An 18,036-nucleotide genomic window follows, 5' to 3' on the forward strand; every position below is an offset into this window, starting at 1 on the left:
ACATGCCTCACTTCCTGCGCCACGGTCTGTTGATTTGCACACTGTTGCTGTCACCCATGGCTTTTGCCAGCACCGTATTGGAAAACCCCCTGTGGCGGGTCGAACTCGACCCGGCCACCCTCGCCATCCGCGTGACGCCCCACGGGCAGGCGACGGTACAAGCTTCCAGCGGCTTGCCGGCGCGTGCCGTCAGCCAGCTTGTGCGGAGCGATCAACAGGCCAGTTGGCAGTGGGACGACGGCGCCTTCCGGGTGAGCGCCAGCCTTGAACAGCGCGACCTCAAGTTGACCCTGCGCGCGCGTGAGCCTGGCGAGCTACCTATCCTTCAGCAACCCGCCAGCGCCCTGGGCAACGGGCTGATGTGGCCGTTGGCCGAAGGGCATTACGTGCCCGCCGACAACGCTGTATGGAACGCGTTTTTGCAGGAACAAGGTGATCTCAACACCACCCAGGATCTCAGCCTGCCGCTGTGGGGCCTGGACCACGGACGCTTCACCTTGAACTGGTTGCTGACCAACCCCTACAACAATCGCCTGCGCTGGCAGGAAGGGATGGCGCTGTCCGTGGCCCACGAATTCACCGCGCTCGACCCTGATGCGCCGATGACCCTGCTGTTGCACCTGGGGGAGGCCGATCCCTTGGCCGGCGCCAAGCGCTATCGCCAATGGCTGGTGGAGCAAGGGCGTTATGAAGCGCTGGCGGAAAAACTGCGGCAGACACCCGAGGCCGAGAAGTTGCTGGGTGCCAGCCATGTCTACCTGTGGGGTAATGACCTGCTGGCGCCGGAGGATGTGCGTGACTGGCCGTTGTTGCTCAAACGCCTGCGTGGCCATGAACTCAAAGGCTTGCTCGACAAGGAGTCGACAAAGATCCTGGCGCAGGCGACGGCCTTGAATCGCTATGAGCAGACCGCGCTGCTGCGGGGGCTGAATGCGGCAATCAACAGCAAGGCCCGGCAGAGTTGGCAGGTGCAAGAGCCGGATATGACGCGCCTCGCTGCACGTTATGGTGAGCTGCGCAGCGAGTTGGCCGTCGCGTTCGCCGGTGCGCTGAGCGATACCCCCCAAGCCTGGGGCAGCCGGGCGATCCAGTCGCTGCGTGATACAGGTCTTTCACGCTTGCTGCTGACCCTGGGCGAAGGCTGGGAGGGCGGCCTGTGGCACCCCGAGGCGATCCGCGCCGGGGTTGAGGCGGGTTATCTGATGGCGCCCTACGATTCCTATGAAACCGCGTTGTCTGCCACGGAAAATCCGGATTGGACCACCGCCCACCTGGGCAGCAGGGCTTACCGCGACTGCGCGATTATGTTGAAGGGTGGCAAGCTGAAAACCGGCTTCCAGCAGTCCGGTCACTACACCGACCCACGTTGCGTGCGGCCTTTGCTCGAAGCCCGTGTGAAGGCCGTGCAGGCCAAGGCCGGTTTCAACGCCTGGTTCCTCGATGCCTATGCCACCAGCATGGTGTTCGACAGCTACCGCGACGGCGCCCGGATGACCCAGGCGCAAAACGCCGAGGGCAATGTCGACGCCTCGCGCTGGCTCAACACGGTGCTCAAATTGCCAACCGGTTCCGAAGACGGCAACGCCATCACCGCCCAAGGCATTCTGTTCGCCCATGGCATGCAGACGCCGGTGATTGGCTGGGGTGACCAGGCCATGACCCAGGACAAGCAATCGCCCTACTACGTGGGCAATTGGTACCCGCCGGAGCAGCCGACGGTGTTCTTCAAGCCGGTGCCGCTCAAAGAGCCGTTTCGCACGGTCTACTTTGAGCCGAGCATGCGGCTGCCGTTGTACCAGGCGGTGTTCCACGGCTCGGTGATCACCACACACCACTGGCTGTTCGACAGTCTCAAACTGAGCAATGTGCGGGTCGAGAATGAGCTGACGCAACTGCTCTACAACGTGCCGCCGCTGTATCACCTGAGTGCCTCGACCGTTAAACAGCGGCTGCCGGTGATCCAGCGGCAGGATCGGTTCTTCCGGCCGCTGCACCAGCGTTTGGCGACCCAGGCGATGACGGATTTTCGTTGGCTGACGGCGGACAGGCAGGTGCAGCAAACCACCTTTGCCGATGGCACGCGGTTGGTGGCGAATTTTTCTGGCGAGGAAAAAGAAGGTTATGCCGGGCGCAGTGTGACTGCACATGGGGTGGGTGAAAAACCGTTGGTGTATCAGGTGGAGTAAGGCTGCCTCAGCAGGCGTCATCGGGGGCAAGCCCCCTCCCACGTGTTGACTGTATTTACACATCAAACTGTGGGAGGGGGCTTGCCCCCGATGGCGTCAGACCATGCAATGAAAATCTACAGCTTGCGCCACACACTCGCCAACCAGGGCTGTTGCGCCCTGGGCAAGCCTGCCGGCCGGTAGTAATGCTCCAACTCCACAAACCCGGCTTGCGTCAGGAGTGTTTGCCACGCCGCCCGGTCGTGATAAGACCCGTACCGTGGCCCATTCCAACCTTCCTGGTTGTCACCCCGAGGGTTGGAACTGAACAACACGCCGCCCGCCTTCAATGCCCCATGCAATTGCTTGAGCACACGTGGCAGTTCCTGCTTGGGGATATGAAACAACACCGCATTGGCGAAGATCCCGTCAAAGCGCTCGACAGGCAGGTCCAGCTTGAGGAAATCCTGCTGCAACACCTCGCAGCCACTGTCCTCCCGCGCCATCTGCGCAAACCGCTCCGAGCCGTCGAGCCCCACCGCGATATGGCCCATGCGGGTAAAGGTCTGCAAGTCACGCCCGGGGCCGCAGCCGAAATCCAGCACAGTAAACGGTGCCGGACCCTGGATATGCCGCAGCAGGGCATCGATGTTCTGGCTCACATCGTGATCGCGGGTGCCTTCACGGAAGTCCTCGGCCACTTTGTTGTAGTGGCCGAGGGTGGTGGCGGTGATGGTGCTGAGGTCGTCGGGCTTGAGAGTCATAGGGAGACGCTTGGGCGGTTAAACGGTGACTATATCCCATGTTTTGCTGACGGGCCCCTGAGTTCAGGGCAGTGGCGTTGCTACTGCATCCAGGTCTTGGGCACCGTTAACGTTAACGCCTCCTGCATATCCGCCGTTTTGGGAGAGAGTGGTCAGTTGATTTTTTTTGCCACCCCCGATTGAGGCAAGGCAGTTGTTCGTTGCGGGACTACCGCTTGTAGCAGGTGTCCAGATGCATCCAGTGTTGTACTGATCGCTATCAGTGCTATTTAACGCCACGATGCCGTTGTCAGCGATGCTGAACGCTTGCACCCAAACAGCCCCGGTGGGCGGGACGATCAGTTGAATGCCGAACACCCCGAGAGTTGGAAGCCACGTCAAATAGCTGGCTCTGCCCGTAGCATCCTGACGCGCTGCCAGCACAACCCCCGTATTGTTAATTGCCAGTCCTGCATTCTTGGAGTCTACGGCGAGGGTCAATGTCTGTGGCGTGGCGGTGGGTGTATTCCAGACGGCCGTCCGGTTCAGGTTGATGTCGGCCTGGGGATATTCGCAATCACCCACGGATTGCATCAAGTTATTGATGCCGCTGACAGTACAGCGGTTGGCCCCGCTCGCAATGGGCAAGGATGTGACGGCGTAGGCGGAGGCATTCCTTTGAGCAATTCGAGGTACGGTGATGCCATTGGCGCCTGGGCAGTTCAGAGCAATGCTGGGGTAGCCGTTGGCAAGGGTGGTGTTCACATCGGTAGGGATGCACTTGTCGTTGTAGCCAAGCAGGCCAAGCAGCGATGAAAAAACCCGTACAGGTGTGCCGGTGCCCGCGAGCCAGACGACAGTGGAGCGTTCATCGTTGTTGCTGATACTCCATCCAATCATGTCTCCACGTTGATTGAACGCAGTGATCATGGTTCGCACATCTGCAGCACGCAGTAAAGTACTTGGAAGCGGCGTCAGAACAGTCGGTGCAGCGCCGGGCGTCGCTGCGTTCCAGATCACCGCCTGGTCGACACTGTTGGCATCGTTGCAGCTGCCGCCAATCCATCCGTCATTGGAGATGGCCCTTGCGACACAGGGTTGATGAGGATCCAGTGGCTCCAGTCGCGCCTGCGAGTTCGGCGTGTTCACGTTTGCGACAAACGGGACGTTGTTGGCGCTGGTACTGGCAGGAGAGCAGTTGCCGACAGCAATACCGTTGTTGGTGACGCTTTCGGTTTTGCATTGCTCACCTGTTGCATGACCCAGGTCGATGTAACCGGCGGCGTTGACCGACAGCCCAAACGCGCCGACCAGCAGGCAGCTCACGAAACTTATCAGGTACTTGTTCATCATCGTTCCATCCTTGGATAAAGGTTTGGGCTGATTAGATGCGCAAACAAGACCGCCAACAACTGTCAAAGTTAACAGGTTTATACGAGCGGTAAATGCTTGCAGATATTCGTTAACTTCATTGGTCGAGGAGTAAGTTTATTCATTTGAGACGGTTGGGGCGAGTGGGTCAGAGAAGCTCTTCGTGATCGCCCACTGTGCCGCCAATGTAAGCGAGGGGATGAATGTATCATCGTACTGCTTGGAATCATTGCGTAAGTTGCCACTGACGAACATCATGCTGACTGTGGCAGAGCTGGGGGTGGGCGGTTCCATAAGATTAAGCTGTACGCTAAAGAGAGAGTATTTAATGGGATTGCTTGTGCATGGCCGACAGCTGCCTAGTTAGGAAACATGCAACTGTTGCCAAACCTTTGGGCTAACTAAAGACGAATAGGCGCAGACCCTATTTATGAGACAAGCGCCGCTAGAATACGACGTTAGAACACAGACCTTGTAAGCCGGAATTCTTAGGCCCGCAAAAAGCGTTGCCTAAAAAGTCCAAAATCGGGGTGTTAGGTAAAAATTCATAGGCGCCCAGAAAATTCAATGTATCTTTCAGGGCAATGCTGTGATGAATGGACATAGCACTCTTATGCTGCCCAAGCGGAGTCGCCATTGCACTACCGCCAGTAGCCACAATGACTAAAAGAACAATCATTGCCAAACTTTTAGGCGCTTTGAACTTGAACATACTTTCACTCCAATAGTCGGCTGTCTATCACCGATGATGACCTGATTGGATACCCCAAAAAAATGACGCAATTGTTAGAACTAACGGGTACAGACGAGCGAAATATTTTAGAGCGTGTTGAACCCCGCGCCAATCAATGAACTTGTAAGTAACGTATATCACCCCCAGCAGGCTTTTTCCCACGAGCGGCTACGTCATACCATAGGGGCAGCTGCAAGCAAGCCCCCAGCTCACTATTAAAGTCGTTTGTGCCGATTGTTCATAAGCATCAGCTCATCTTTAACAACTTGTCGGGACAACTTAGGTGTTACGACTCATCCTGACCTTTCGCTTTCAAAAACTAACGGAAGCCTCTCAACATTGATTTTAGAGCGACTGAAACCATGAGCTGCCATTTTTAGCGAATCCCGAAATGAACTGAACGCTCTGATCTACTCCCTGGCTACAAACCATACTCGTATTCATAGCTGGCCGGCCGCAATCCCAAATCCAGGTTTCAGCGAAGTACCCACGGGTATTTGCCTCCGGGAGCGGGGTCGCAACTGCAGTTGTGACACTGGATACTGCTATGAAAAACACTGCAATCGCAGTACCGCAAGATGCCTTGACCTTCAACATGCCCCTTACTCCAGTAATCGATTGTCCATACCGTTGTTTACCACGCTGACCCGATTAGATACCCCAAAAAACGGCCCCACAACTGTCAGAACTAACAGGTACAGACCAGCACCCTCCCTCACCGCTTATTAAGCCCCCGCGCCAACCGATCCCCGCCCAACTGAATCACCGCGACCAACGCCACCAGCAGCACAATCACCGTCAGCATGATCTGTGTATCAAAGCGCTGATACCCATACCGGTAAGCAATATCCCCCAAGCCCCCCGCGCCAATCGCGCCGGCCATGGCCGATGAGTTGATCATGGTCACCAGCGTGATGGTGAAACCGCCGACGATCCCCGGGAGCGCTTCCGGCAACAGCACGTGCCAGATGATGTGCCAGCGGCGGCAGCCCATGGCTTGTGCGGCTTCGATCAGGCCGTGGTCGACTTCGCGCAGGCTCACTTCGGCAATGCGTGCAAAGAACGGCGTGGCGGCGATGGTCAAGGGTACGACCGCTGCCCATACGCCGTAGGTGGTGCCGACGATCAGACGAGTGAACGGGATCAGCGCCACCATCAGGATCAGGAACGGAATCGAGCGGAACAGATTGACGAACGCCCCCAGCACGCGGTTCAGCGCCGGGGCCTGGTAAATGCCGCCCTTGTCACTGGTCACCAGGAACACCGCCAACGGGATTCCCACCAGCAGCGCGATCAGCGATGACACGCCGACCATCAGCAAGGTGTCGATGGCGCCTTGTACCAATCGATCAAACCACATAACCCAGCACCTCCGTCTGTTGTGCCCAATTCCCGGCCCGTTTGCGCAGTTCTTCGGCGCTGTGGGGCGAGCCGTTTACCGCCAGCAGCAATTGCCCCAAGGCATGCCCCTGGATGCGTTCCACACCGCCTTGCAACAGGCGCACGCGGCCGCCGAGGGCGCTGAACAGGGCGGCCAGATCGGGTTCGTCGGTGTCGCCGCCGGTGAATTGCAAACGCAGCACCAGCGCCGCGTCAGGCGATGCCGGTGTGGCCTGCAGGCGGCTTTGCAACTCGTCCGGCAGCCCGTGTTGCAGGGGGGCCAGCAGGGTTTTGCTGACTTCATGCTGCGGGTTGCCGAACACCTGCCACACCGGGCCTTGCTCGACGATGCGCCCATGTTCCAGCACCACCACGCGGTCGCAGATTTCGCGGATCACCGCCATCTCGTGGGTGATCAGCACGATGGTCAAACCCAGGCGCCGGTTGATCTCACGCAGCAGGCCGAGGATCGATTGGGTCGTCTCCGGGTCGAGGGCCGAGGTGGCCTCGTCGCACAGCAGGATCTCGGGGTCGTGCACCAGCGAACGGGCAATGCCCACCCGTTGTTTCTGCCCACCGGACAGCTGCGCCGGGTAAGACGTGTGCTTGTCCTGCAACCCCACCAGTTCCAGCAGCTCGCGTACTTTTTGCTCGCGCTGCTGCTTCGGCACGCCCGCCACTTTCAACGGCAACTCGACGTTCTGCCACACCGTTTTGGCCGACATCAGGTTGAAGTGCTGGAAGATCATGCCGATGCGTCGACGCAGGGCCACCAGACGGTCTTCATCAAACTCACCGATGTCCACCTGATCGATCAGCACCCGCCCGCTGCTGGGTTGTTCCAGGCGATTGATGGTGCGGATCAGCGATGACTTGCCGGCGCCGCTGCGGCCAATGATGCCGAACACTTCACCGCGCTGGATCGCCAGGTCGATGCCTTGCAAGGCATGCACCGTGCCGTCGTAGGTCTTGCCCAGGTTGATGAAACGCACATGCGCGCGATTGAGGTCCGGGTGCAATTCGCTCTGCTCGGCGTCCCTGGGCGGCAGGCCCAGGTCGCGCAGTTGGGCATGGGCGGCGGTCATTTTTTATCTTCCCAGCCGACTTGGTAGAGCTTGCCGAGGGATTTATCCAAGGCGGCACGCACCACCGGCGAATGCTGGTAGATATCCACAAACTTGATCACCCGTGGGTCGGTCTTGCTTTTGGGCTGGATCACGAACTGGATCACGTACTCCGGATGGTCGAGGCCGTCGAACAGCAGCGCCGACTCGGCATCGAAGGTCTTGGACAGGCGGATATACGCCGGGTAGCCCTGCACCAGGTCGGCATCGTCATAGGCGCGCACCAGTTGCACGGCCTCGACCTGCAGGATCTTGATCTTCTTCGGGTTGGAAACGATGTCCTCTTCGGTGGCCTTGTAGCCCACTCCCGGCTTGAGCGTGATCAGCCCCGCCTTGGCCAGCAGTTGCAGGCCACGACCGCTGTTGATCGGGTCGTTGGCAATCGCCACGCTGGCGCCCTGGGGCAAGTCGTTGATGCTTTTGTACTTCTTCGAATACAGCCCGACGTTGTTGATGATGCCCGGCGCATAGGGCACCAGGTCAAAACCGGCGGCGGCCTTGGCGTTTTCCAGGAACGGGATGTGCTGGAAATAGTTCACGTCGATATCGCCGGCAGCCAGGCTGACGTTGGGTGCGATCCAGTCGGTGAACTCCACCAGCTCGACTTTGAGGCCTTGCTTGCCGGCTTCGGCTACAGCGGCTTCCAGAGGAATCGCAAAGGCGGCGGTGGTGCCGATCTTCAACGGCGCATCGGCGGCGAATACCGCTGAGCTGAACAGTCCGAACGCCAGGGCCAGTGCTTTGACTGGATGAGTGAGCAGTGTCTTTTTCATTGGGTATTTCCAGTCAGAGAAGCAGTTTGTCGGTAGGTGGAACCGGTGTGTTGTTCGGGTAGGCGGGCGCTGCCCTGGAAGACTTTTTCCCGCAGCGTTCCCTGTTCATATTCAGTTTTGTACGACCCGCGCTTTTGCAGCTCCGGCACCACCAGGTCGATGAAGTCCACATAGCTTTCCGGCGTGACGATGCGCGTTAGGTTGAAGCCATCCAGGCCGGTCTCGCTGATCCACGATTCCAGCTCGTCGGCGACCTGTCCGGGCGAGCCGACCAGGGTGATGTAGCGCCCGCCCAAGGCGTGCTGCTCCAGCAATTTGCGCCGGGTCCAGTCGTTGTTCTGCAGGTTCTTGGTGGCCGACTGGATCGCGTTGCTCTTCACGTACTGGATCGGCTCGTCCAGTTCGTATTGGGCAAAGTCGATGGCGGTGGATGCCGAGAAATGCGCCACGCCGGCTTCCGGGCTGGCGTAGCTGAGGTACTCGGCGTGTTTGGCCCAGGCCAACGCTTCTGTGGCACCCACGATCACGTTGAGGCCCATGAACACCTTGATGTCATCCGGGTTGCGCCCGGCCTCGACCGCGCTGGCGCGCACCTTGTCCACCTGGACCTTGGTCGCGGCCTTGTTCTGGCCGCTGATGAATACGCACTCGGCATGGCGCCCCGCGAACAGCAACCCGCGCTCCGAACTGCCGGCCTGGAACAGCACCGGTGTACGTTGCGGAGAGGGCTCGCACAGGTGATACCCGTCCACCTGGTAGAACTCCCCCTGGTGCTCGACCTTGTGCACCTTGCCCGGCTGCGCATACACCCGCGCCTTGGGGTCGTTGAGCACCGCGCCGTCTTCCCAGCTGCCTTCCCAGAGTTTGTAGAGCACCTCCAGGTATTCATCGGCCTGGTCGTAGCGGCGGTCATGCTCGACTTGTTCAGTGAGGCCCATGGCCTTGGCGGCGCTGTCGAGGTAGCCGGTGACGATGTTCCAACCCACACGGCCACGGCTCAGGTGGTCCAGCGTGGACATGCGCCGGGCGAACAAATACGGCGGCTCGTAGGTGAGGTTGGCGGTGAGGCCGAAGCCGAGGTTTCTGGTGACGGCGGCCATGGCTGAGACCAACAGCAACGGATCATTCACCGGCAGTTGGATCGACTCTTTGAGCGGCACATCAATCGAGTTCTGGTACACGTCGTACACACCGACGATATCGGCGATAAACAAACCGTCGAACAGCCCGCGCTCCAGGGTTTGCGCCAGCTCGGTCCAGTACTCGATCGTCTTGTACTGGGTCGAAGTGTCCCGTGGATGCGTCCACAGGCCGTGGTTGATATGCCCGATGCAGTTCATGTTGAAGGCATTGAGCAGGATTTTTTTCTTCGCCATCAAATGGTCCCCCGCAGCGGCGGGTTTTCATCGTTCAGGTAGTAATTACCCACCGCGTGGTACTTCCACCGCACCGGGTCGTGCAGGGTGTGCACCCGGGCGTTGCGCCAGTGACGGTCCAAGCCATGTTCAGCCAGGGTCGCCTGGCTGCCGGCCAGTTCGAACAGGGTGCTGCCGGCGGCCAGGGAAATTTCGGTGCTCAAGGCGCGTACTTCCGCGACGGCAATCGAGGCGGCAGCGACGGTCTCGGCGTTGCTGTCGGCCTGGGCACGGTCCAGGTACTCGCCCGAGCGCTCCAACAGCGCCTCGGCGGCGTGCAGGCGGATGCTCAAGTGGCCGAAGCTTTTCAGGGTCAGTGGGTCTTCAGTGGCTTTGTCGTTGCCGGAGTCGATCCACGGGCGGGTCTTGGTGCGTACAAAGTGCAGCGCATCTTCAAAGGCCGCACGGGCGATCCCGGTGTCGATGGCAGCGTGAAGGATCTGGGCCAGCGGGCCGACGGTGGTCGGGCGTTCGAAGGCGCTCTGGAACGGGATCACGTCCTGCGCGGCCACCCACACGTTATCGAACACCACCGAACCGCTGCCGGTGGTGCGCTGGCCGAAGCCGCTCCAGTCGTCGATCACGCTCAGGCCTTCGCTGTCGCGTGGCACAAAGGCCAGTTGCTGCACGCCGTGGTCATCCACCACCGACGTGGGGATGCGCTGGGCGTAGATCGCGCCGGTGGAATAGAACTTGCGGCCGCTGATACGGAAACCGTCACCGTCGCGGGTGATTTTGGTGACGCGGTCATGGGCGGTCTTGGTGCCCAGTTCCGCCAGGGCGTTGCCGAAGCGCTGGCCGGCGAGTACCTCGGTGTACAGGCGTTTTTGCTGTGGCGGGCTGCCGTTTACGCGCAGCACTTCCAGGGCGTAGAAATGGTTCTGCGGGATCTGGCCCAGGGATGCATCGGCCTGGGCTATCAAGGCAATCACCTTGGCCAGGGTGACATTGGATACGCCCGCGCCGCCGTGCTCCTTCGGCACGCTGATGCCCCACAGGCCGGAGCGCGAGAACGCATCCAGCTCGGGCAAGGGCAGGCGGCGCTCGCGGTCGCGCTGGGCGCTGTCGCGGCGAAAGTCTTCGGCCAGGTCGCTGGCGACAACAAGGGCTTGTTCGTCGCTGGTGATGACCGCGACGGGATGAGAGAAAGTCATGATGTTCTCCAGATGTCTGGTCGGTCAGATCCAGGAATGGCGAGCCGGCAAGGTACCGTTCAAGCGATAGGCGCCGATGGCGTGATACTTCCAGCGCACCGGGTCGTGCAGCGTGTGCACCCGGGCGTTGCGCCAGTGACGGTCGAGGTTGAATTCGGCAAGGGTGGCGCGGCTGCCGGCCAGTTCGAAGAGCTTTTCGCTGACCAGCAGCGACACTTCGGTGGTCAGCACCTTGGCCTCGGCCACGGCGATGGAGGCCCGTGCGGCGGACTGCGCGGTGATGGGCGCGGCGCTGACCTGGTCCAGCACTTGCCCTGCCTTGCGCAGCAGCGCTTCGGCGGCGTGCAGTTCGATCTTCAGCTTGCCGATGTCGGCGATCACGTACAGGTCATCGCTGGCACGTTCGACCTTGGCGTCGATCCAGGGGCGCGAGCGTTCGCGTACGAACGCGATGGTGTCATCCAGCGCGCCACGGGCGATGCCGGCGTCGATGGCCGCCTGGATCAATTGCGAGACGGCGCCCTGTATCGTCGGAGTTTCGCCGATGCGCCAGTTTTCCACGACCAGTTCGGCCTCCACCGGCACCCGATCCAGCAGCACCGTGCCGCTGGCGGTGGTGCGCTGGCCGAAGCCGGACCAATCGTCAACGATGCGCAGCCCTTCAGTGCCTCGGCGCACGAACGCCATGACCTGCTTGCCGTCATCGTTCAACGCCTTGACCGCGACCCAATGCGCAAACAGCGCGCCGGTGGAATAGAACTTCTGGCCGCTGATTACGTAACCGTCACCGTTGGCGGTGATGCGCGCCTTGAGCTCCAGGGTATTCCTGGTACCGCGTTCCGGGCCGCCATTGCCGATGCGCCAGCCGTCTAGCACGCTCTGGAACAGCTGTTTTTTCTGGCGCTCGGTGGCGGCGCCCTGCAACAGGTGCAGGATGCCGAAATGGTTCTGCGGGATCTGCCCGAGGGCCGGGTCGGCCGCGCTGATGATCGCGAACACCTCGGCCAGGGTCACGAACGACACCTGCGGGCCGCCGTACTCACGGGGAATGGAAATACTGCCCAGCCCGCGGCGGGTGAACTGCTCGATCTGCGCCCACGGCAGTTTGCGTTGCTGGTCGCGCCTGGCGGCTTGCAGGCGAGCCGCCTGGGCCAACTCATGGGCAGCCTTCAGCACCTCTGCGTCGTTGCGCAGCACGGTGGCCGGCAACAGCAGGGGGGCTACGTCCAGATCATTCTGGGGGGGGGTTAGAGCCAAGTTAGACATCAGCGCCGCTCCTTGGCTGCACGTAATGCCCTGGCGTTGCGCACCGGGGTAATCCTGACCATACCGACCTCGCATTCAATGAAATAAAAACAGAAAAATCAGAGATGTCCGGTGGTCCGGTGTATATACCCTAAGCGTGTTAAATATTTAAATAAACTAACTTTTGGGAATATGCATAGAAGGTCTGTCACCCAGGTTCACAGGGCGATCCCGGCGCTCGTGGCTGGTAGGTCAGCGCGGTCCCGGCCGGGCGGGACGGTGCCCCTGCTGCAATGCGCAAGGTGCGCGCGGGTGCCCAGCGTGAATTGTTGCCGACGCGGTCAAGAATGCAGTACGTCACTTCCAGCCGACAGTCGTCGCCCGCTTCGATAATCACCGTCGAAGGTACCCATACCTGTACCGCCAGGCCGACTTCCCTGGCCCGGATCTTCGGCAGATCCAGGCGCACATCGCCCCAGCGCAAGGTGATGGCATCGCCGGTGGTCATGTGCAGGTAAGGCTCGATGGTCAGGGGAATACCGCGCCGCACCTGGCTGGCATTGACGCCGTAGCGGCGGATGATATCGGGCAGGCCCACGGGGGCGAGGTTCTGGTTTTCGTCACCGCAAAGGGGCGAGGGTTGGCCGCCTGGGCACAGGGTCTTTACACGCACTCGCCTCACGGCTGAGCGAGCAGGGGCGTGGCCGACCTGCATGACTTGGTAATGCACCTGCGTCGGCCCCTCCAGCACAAAACTCTCTGGTACCCGCAGGTGAGTGAACTCGCCGATCTTGCCTGTGGTGATCCGACGTGAAGCGGCGAAACAGTTGTTCCAGAACAGCTCGATCAGGTCGCCTTCATCCATGCCGGGATACGGCGGGATGTCAACCTGCAAGCGTGCAGCGGCCAGGGCATTGATGCCATTGCCGACGGCCTGGGGCAGTGTCGGGGCGGTGAGCAGGGGGCGCGTCATAAGTAATCTCCTTGATGCAGCCAGCAGCAATCGCTCCGGACCTTTGGCGCAGGTGTGCGCGGTGGGCCGAACGAAACGATTCAGTGAATAGCCGGGATAGGATCCAATCCTCTGGGCGCTAGATAAGAGGGTTGGCCGAGGGGCGTCAATGGCGGCAAAGGGCTAAATGGCGGGTTTGGAGATAATCAGAACGGTCTGACTGGGGCGGGGATATTCAGGTAGGTGCGGCGGGGTGTTTTACCCGCGAGAACGAGGATTCCCCTTGTAGGAGCCGGCTTGCTGGCGAAGAGCGATCAGGCAACGCGGTAAACCTGATTTACCGCGTTAACGTTGACGTTTTTCGCCGGCAAGCCGGCTCCTGCAGGTGGGAATCAGTGGGCGAGGAATTTGCTCAGGAACTGCTTGGTGCGCTCTTCCCTGGGGTTGGCGAACAGCGCCTTGGCTTCGCCTTGTTCCACGATCACACCCTTGTCGAAGAAGATCACCCGGTTGGCCACATCCCGCGCAAAACTCATCTCGTGGGTGACGATGACCATGGTGCGGTTTTCTTCGGCGAGGCTGCGGATGGTCGCCAGCACTTCGCCCACCAGCTCAGGGTCCAGCGCCGAGGTGGGTTCGTCGAACAGGATCACCTCCGGCTCCATGGCCAGCGCGCGGGCAATTGCCACGCGCTGCTGCTGGCCGCCGGAGAGGCGCCGTGGGTAGGCGTCTTCCTTGCCTGCCAGGCCTACCCTGGCCAACAGCTTGCGACCCAGTGCGACCGCGGCATCGTGCGGCATCTTCTTGACCACGGTGGGGCCTTCGATGACGTTTTCCAGCGCGGTGCGGTGGGGGAACAGGTTGAAGTTCTGAAACACAAAGCCCACGTGCTGGCGCAGGCGTCGCACCAGGCTTTGTTGCTGGTTGATCGGCTTGCTGGTGTCGATCTCGATGTCACCCACCTTGATGCGGCCGCTGGTGGGTTGTTCGAGGAAATTCAGGCAGCGCAGGAAGGTGGTCTTGCCGGAACCGCTGGGGCCGATGATGGCGATGACTTCGCCTTCCTTGACCTCCAGGTCGATGCCGTTGAGCACCACCTGACCGTTGAATTGTTTGGTCAGTTTTTCAACCACGATCATGCTTCAGGACTCCAGGTCATGCCGGTTGACCCGGTCTTCCAGGCGATTTTGCAAGTGCGCCAGGATGCTCGCCAAAATCCAGTAGATCAGGGCAGCGGAGAGATACATGGTGAAGATTTCGAAGGTCCTTGCCGACACCAGTTGCGCCTGACGGAACAGCTCGGGCACCTGGATGGTGGCGGCCAGCGCCGTGTCCTTGACCAGCGAAATGAAACTGTTGCCCAGCGGCGGCAAGGCCGTGCGCATTGCCTGCGGCAGGATGGCCCGGCGCAGGCTTTGTGCGCGGGTCATGCCGATACTGGCGGCGGCTTCCCATTGGCCGCGCTCGATGGAACCGATGGCGGCACGCAGGATTTCACAGGCGTAGGCAGCCATGTTCAGCGAAAAGCCGATCATGGCTGCCGGGATCGGATCCAGCTCGATGCCCACTTGCGGCAAGCCGTAGTAGATCAAAAACAGCTGTACCAGCAAGGGCGTGCCGCGAAAGAACGACACGTAGACTCGGGCGAGCCAACTCACCAGCTTGAAGCGCGACAGGCGCATCAAGGCCAGGCCGAAGCCCAGTAGCAAGCCGAAAAACATCCCGCCGAGGCTGAGGATCACCGTGTAATACGCGCCCTTGAGCAGAAAGGGCGCGGAGTCCAGCGCGAGTTGGAAACCTGCTTCCATTATTGAGTGACGTCAGCGTTGAAGTATTTCTCGGACAGCTTCTTCAAGGTGCCGTCAGCACGCAGTTTGTCGAGGGCCTTGTTCACCGCATCCAGCAGTTCTGGCTCACCCTTGCGCAGGGCGATACCGGCTTCCTGGCGGGAGAAGGCATCGCCGGCTGCAGCGGTGTCCGGGGCTTTCTTGGCGTACTCCAGGGCGGCCAGGCGGTCGATCAGGATGGCGTCGATACGGCCGATGCGCAGGTCCTGGAACTTGGTCGGGTCGTCGTTGTAGGTCTTGATGATGGCTTTGGGTTGATTGTCCTTGAGCCATTGTTCGTAGTTGGTGCCCAGGCCTACGCCGACTTTCTTGCCGGCCAGGTCGTCGGCGGTCTTGATAGCGTCGACGTTTTTCTTCAGGACCAGCGCCTGGATACCGGAGACGGTGTAAGGCTGGGAGAAGTCGTATTTCTTTTTACGTTCTTCGGAGATGGTCACCTGGTTGACCACGGCGTCCAGGCGCTTGGATTCCAGGGCGGCGAGGATGCCGTCCCATGGCGTCGCTTGCAGCTTGACCTTCACGCCCAGCTCCTTGGCCAGGGCTTCGGACAGTTCCACTTCGAAACCGCTGAGCTTGCCGCTTTCATCGACGAAGCTGAACGGCGGGTAAGTACCTTCCAGGCCGATCTTGATCTCGCCGGCTTTTTTGATGTTGCCCAGTTGTTCACCCGCGACTGCCTGGCCGATCAGGCCAGCCCCGAGTGCCAGGCCCAGAGTGCCAACCAGCAACGTGCGACGGAATACAGAAATAGTCATGAAGAGCCCCTGTGTTTTTATGGTGTGCGATGCAGGTGACGCAGTAGTCGTATCCTGCCTTAAAGCGCGTAGCGCGTCTTCGCCTACGGCGCGACTATAAAGACGGTTTTTAAGACTTGAAAATAATATAAATTAAATATGATATTCCAATAAGATATATATAGAGGTTCTAATGTGGGAGGGGGCTTGCCCCCGATAGCGGTGTAGCAGTCACAGAAGTCATGGCTGACACTCCGTCATCGGGGGCAAGCCCCCTCCCACATGTTGGTCCACAATTAGGCCGCGTTTATTCAATTAAAGGCGCTGTTGTAGGCAAACAACGCGGGCGCGCCACCGGTATGCAGGAAAATGATCGGGCCATCCTCGAAGCGCTGGCGCCCGATACCGTCCAGCAAGCCGGCCATGGCCTTGCCAGTGTAGACCGGGTCCAGCAGCAGGCCTTCCTGGCTCGCCAGCAACTTGACCGCCGCCAGGGTGCCTGCGTTCGGTTCGCCATAGCGCGGGCCAAAATATTCGTCCCACAGGATCACCTTGAAGGCTTCGGGAATATCCACACCCAACAATTCGGCGGTGCGTTCGGCCAGGCCCTGCACTTTCGGGAACTGTGCTTCTTCGGTGCGCGATACGGTGATACCGATCACGGGCAACTGCGGCAGCACTTCGCTCAACGCCAGGGCCAGGCCGCTGTGGGTGCCCGCACTGCCGGACGCCAGCACCACGGCGGCAAACTCGGTACCGCTGGCTTCGATCTGCGCGGCCAGCTCCAGCCCGGCGCGCACGTAACCCAGGGCGCCGAGGGCATTGGAGCCGCCGATGGGCACCAGGTATGGCTGCTTGCCGTTGCTGCGCAGGCGGTCGGCGACGGCACTGAGTTGGTCGTCGACGTTGTCGAGGTTCTCCACCAGCTCCACCTTGGCGTCGAGCAGGTCCAGCAGCAGGCGGTTGCCGTTGCCCAGGTAGTTGGGGTCTTCGGTGCCGGTGGGGTTCTCCAGCAGCGCGACGCAGCCCAGGCCGAGCTTGGCGGCCAGCGCGGCGGTCTGGCGCACGTGGTTGGACTGGATCGCGCCAGCGGTCACCAGGGTGTCGGCGCCTTGGGCGATGGCATCGGCGGCCAGGTATTCAAGTTTGCGCAGCTTGTTGCCGCCCATGGCCAGCGGTGTGGTGTCGTCGCGCTTGACGTAGATGTCTCTGCCCGACCAGGCCGACAGCCGCTCGAGTTTTTCCAGGGCGGTGGCGCCACCCAGCAGTTCCAGGCGGTTAAAACGGTCGAGCTGTTGTTTGATCATGGCTACGCACGGTTGATGAGGATGGGGCGACTATAGGCAGGCACTTTTCATCGGGCAACCGCCAATCGCTTATTCCGGAAGGTTCTTAGCATTGCACCATTGGTTCTTAAGGGCGGCCAGGGTGCATACCGTAAAGTGAGTGCCATTACGTCAGGAGTGAAAACCGTGAGTGAGCGTTCCAGTCATTGGCAATTACAAACCATCGTCAGCCAGTTGCGCGGCGCCCGGGACCAGTGGCGAACGCGCAATGGCCGTTTGAGCGGTGAGCATGGTGGCCGCGAGTTGCCTTCGCGTGAAGCGGTGGCGCAGATCCTGGAGTCGTTGTGCGGCGCGTTGTTCCCCATGCGCCTGGGCCCGGTGGACCTGCGTGAAGAAAGCGAAGACTTCTACGTTGGCCACACCCTGGATGTGGCGCTCAATGCCCTGCTCGGCCAGGCGCGCCTGGAACTGCGCTACGCCGCGCGCCAGAGCGGCGAGGACGACAGCGCCGTTAATGCCCACGCCATCCGCCTGATCCAGGATTTCGCCCTGGCCTTGCCGTCCCTGCGCAGCCTGCTGGACACCGACGTACTGGCCGCCTACCACGGCGACCCGGCCGCTCGCAGTGTGGATGAAGTGTTGCTGTGCTACCCCGGCATCCTGGCGGTGATTCACCATCGCCTGGCCCACCACCTGTACCGCGCCGGCCTGCCGCTGTTGGCGCGCATCAGCGCCGAGATCGCCCACTCGGCCACCGGCATCGACATCCACCCCGGCGCACAGATCGGCCCGAGTTTTTTTATCGACCACGGGACCGGCGTGGTGATCGGCGAAACCGCGATCATCGGCGAGCGCGTGCGCATCTACCAGGCCGTGACCCTGGGCGCCAAGCGCTTCCCGGCGGATGAGGACGGGCAGTTGCAGAAGGGCCATCCGCGTCATCCGATTGTCGAGGACGATGTGGTGATCTACGCCGGGGCGACCATCCTGGGGCGCATCACCATCGGCAAGGGCTCGACCATTGGCGGTAACGTGTGGCTGACCCGCAGCGTGCCGGCGGGGGCGAATATCACCCAGGCGAACCTGCAGCATGATGACGGCACGCAGAAGTGAG

Annotated in this window: 16 protein-coding genes; 2 read left to right on the forward strand and 14 right to left on the reverse strand. The window is 60.7% G+C overall.

The window, feature by feature from the left end; all coding sequences use genetic code 11:
* Positions 1-2 precede the first annotated feature (2 nt).
* A complete protein-coding gene (locus tag AC3WP7_RS07285; RefSeq protein WP_102592463.1) occupies positions 3-2,186 on the forward strand; it encodes a glycoside hydrolase in 2,184 nt (727 codons plus the stop codon).
* 116 nt (positions 2,187-2,302) lie between these two features.
* On the opposite strand, the gene AC3WP7_RS07290 is transcribed toward AC3WP7_RS07285, so the two are convergent.
* From AC3WP7_RS07290 to AC3WP7_RS07355, 14 genes are all read right to left on the reverse strand, one after another.
* Positions 2,303-2,929 carry a class I SAM-dependent methyltransferase gene (locus tag AC3WP7_RS07290; RefSeq protein ID WP_093121737.1) on the reverse strand — a complete coding sequence of 209 codons (627 nt, stop codon included), beginning with the start codon at positions 2,927-2,929 and terminating at the stop codon, positions 2,303-2,305.
* Between the two features lie 63 nt (positions 2,930-2,992).
* Positions 2,993-4,258 carry a hypothetical protein gene (locus tag AC3WP7_RS07295; RefSeq protein WP_146012701.1) on the reverse strand — a complete coding sequence of 422 codons (1,266 nt, stop codon included), beginning with the start codon at positions 4,256-4,258 and terminating at the stop codon, positions 2,993-2,995.
* A 466-nt stretch (positions 4,259-4,724) separates the two neighbouring features.
* Complete coding sequence (locus AC3WP7_RS07300) at positions 4,725-4,991, reverse strand: hypothetical protein (protein ID WP_093121728.1); 267 nt, start codon at positions 4,989-4,991, stop codon at positions 4,725-4,727.
* Between the two features lie 736 nt (positions 4,992-5,727).
* A complete protein-coding gene (locus AC3WP7_RS07305; protein WP_093121718.1) occupies positions 5,728-6,372 on the reverse strand; it encodes a methionine ABC transporter permease in 645 nt (214 codons plus the stop codon).
* Positions 6,362-7,477: a methionine ABC transporter ATP-binding protein gene (locus tag AC3WP7_RS07310; RefSeq protein WP_102592461.1), complete on the reverse strand. Its 1,116-nt coding sequence runs from the start codon at positions 7,475-7,477 to the stop codon at positions 6,362-6,364. Before AC3WP7_RS07310 ends, AC3WP7_RS07305 begins: the two co-directional genes overlap by 11 nt.
* The gene (locus tag AC3WP7_RS07315) at positions 7,474-8,289 is read right to left on the reverse strand and encodes a MetQ/NlpA family ABC transporter substrate-binding protein (RefSeq protein ID WP_025855519.1); all 816 of its coding nucleotides are present in this window, start codon (positions 8,287-8,289) and stop codon (positions 7,474-7,476) included. Before AC3WP7_RS07315 ends, AC3WP7_RS07310 begins: the two co-directional genes overlap by 4 nt.
* Positions 8,286-9,665 (reverse strand): LLM class flavin-dependent oxidoreductase, encoded by a 1,380-nt coding sequence (locus AC3WP7_RS07320; RefSeq protein WP_092248601.1) that lies wholly within the window; start codon positions 9,663-9,665, stop codon positions 8,286-8,288. The genes AC3WP7_RS07315 and AC3WP7_RS07320 overlap by 4 nt, the downstream gene beginning before the upstream one ends.
* The gene (locus AC3WP7_RS07325; RefSeq protein WP_102592460.1) at positions 9,665-10,858 is read right to left on the reverse strand and encodes an SfnB family sulfur acquisition oxidoreductase; all 1,194 of its coding nucleotides are present in this window, start codon (positions 10,856-10,858) and stop codon (positions 9,665-9,667) included. Before AC3WP7_RS07325 ends, AC3WP7_RS07320 begins: the two co-directional genes overlap by 1 nt.
* Positions 10,859-10,882: 24 nt before the next feature.
* A complete protein-coding gene (locus AC3WP7_RS07330) occupies positions 10,883-12,124 on the reverse strand; it encodes an SfnB family sulfur acquisition oxidoreductase (RefSeq protein ID WP_102592459.1) in 1,242 nt (413 codons plus the stop codon).
* Between the two features lie 187 nt (positions 12,125-12,311).
* Entirely contained in the window at positions 12,312-13,076 is a 765-nt protein-coding gene (locus tag AC3WP7_RS07335; protein ID WP_092248592.1) for a hypothetical protein, read from the reverse strand.
* Positions 13,077-13,447: 371 nt separating this feature from the next.
* Positions 13,448-14,194 (reverse strand): L-cystine ABC transporter ATP-binding protein TcyN, encoded by a 747-nt coding sequence (gene tcyN, locus AC3WP7_RS07340; protein ID WP_071492513.1) that lies wholly within the window; start codon positions 14,192-14,194, stop codon positions 13,448-13,450.
* 3 nt (positions 14,195-14,197) lie between these two features.
* Positions 14,198-14,863 carry a cystine ABC transporter permease gene (gene tcyL / locus AC3WP7_RS07345; protein ID WP_102592458.1) on the reverse strand — a complete coding sequence of 222 codons (666 nt, stop codon included), beginning with the start codon at positions 14,861-14,863 and terminating at the stop codon, positions 14,198-14,200.
* Positions 14,863-15,657: a cystine ABC transporter substrate-binding protein gene (gene tcyJ / locus AC3WP7_RS07350; protein ID WP_092248589.1), complete on the reverse strand. Its 795-nt coding sequence runs from the start codon at positions 15,655-15,657 to the stop codon at positions 14,863-14,865. The genes tcyL and tcyJ overlap by 1 nt, the downstream gene beginning before the upstream one ends.
* A gap of 290 nt (positions 15,658-15,947) precedes the next feature.
* The gene (locus AC3WP7_RS07355) at positions 15,948-16,943 is read right to left on the reverse strand and encodes a D-cysteine desulfhydrase (RefSeq protein ID WP_102592457.1); all 996 of its coding nucleotides are present in this window, start codon (positions 16,941-16,943) and stop codon (positions 15,948-15,950) included.
* Positions 16,944-17,108: 165 nt separating this feature from the next.
* On the opposite strand from AC3WP7_RS07355, the gene epsC reads away from it, so the two are divergent.
* Positions 17,109-18,035 carry a serine O-acetyltransferase EpsC gene (epsC, locus tag AC3WP7_RS07360; protein ID WP_071492510.1) on the forward strand — a complete coding sequence of 309 codons (927 nt, stop codon included), beginning with the start codon at positions 17,109-17,111 and terminating at the stop codon, positions 18,033-18,035.
* Position 18,036: the final 1 nt, after the last annotated feature.

The sequence above is a fragment of the Pseudomonas sp. FW305-3-2-15-C-LB1 genome (assembly GCF_058787615.1).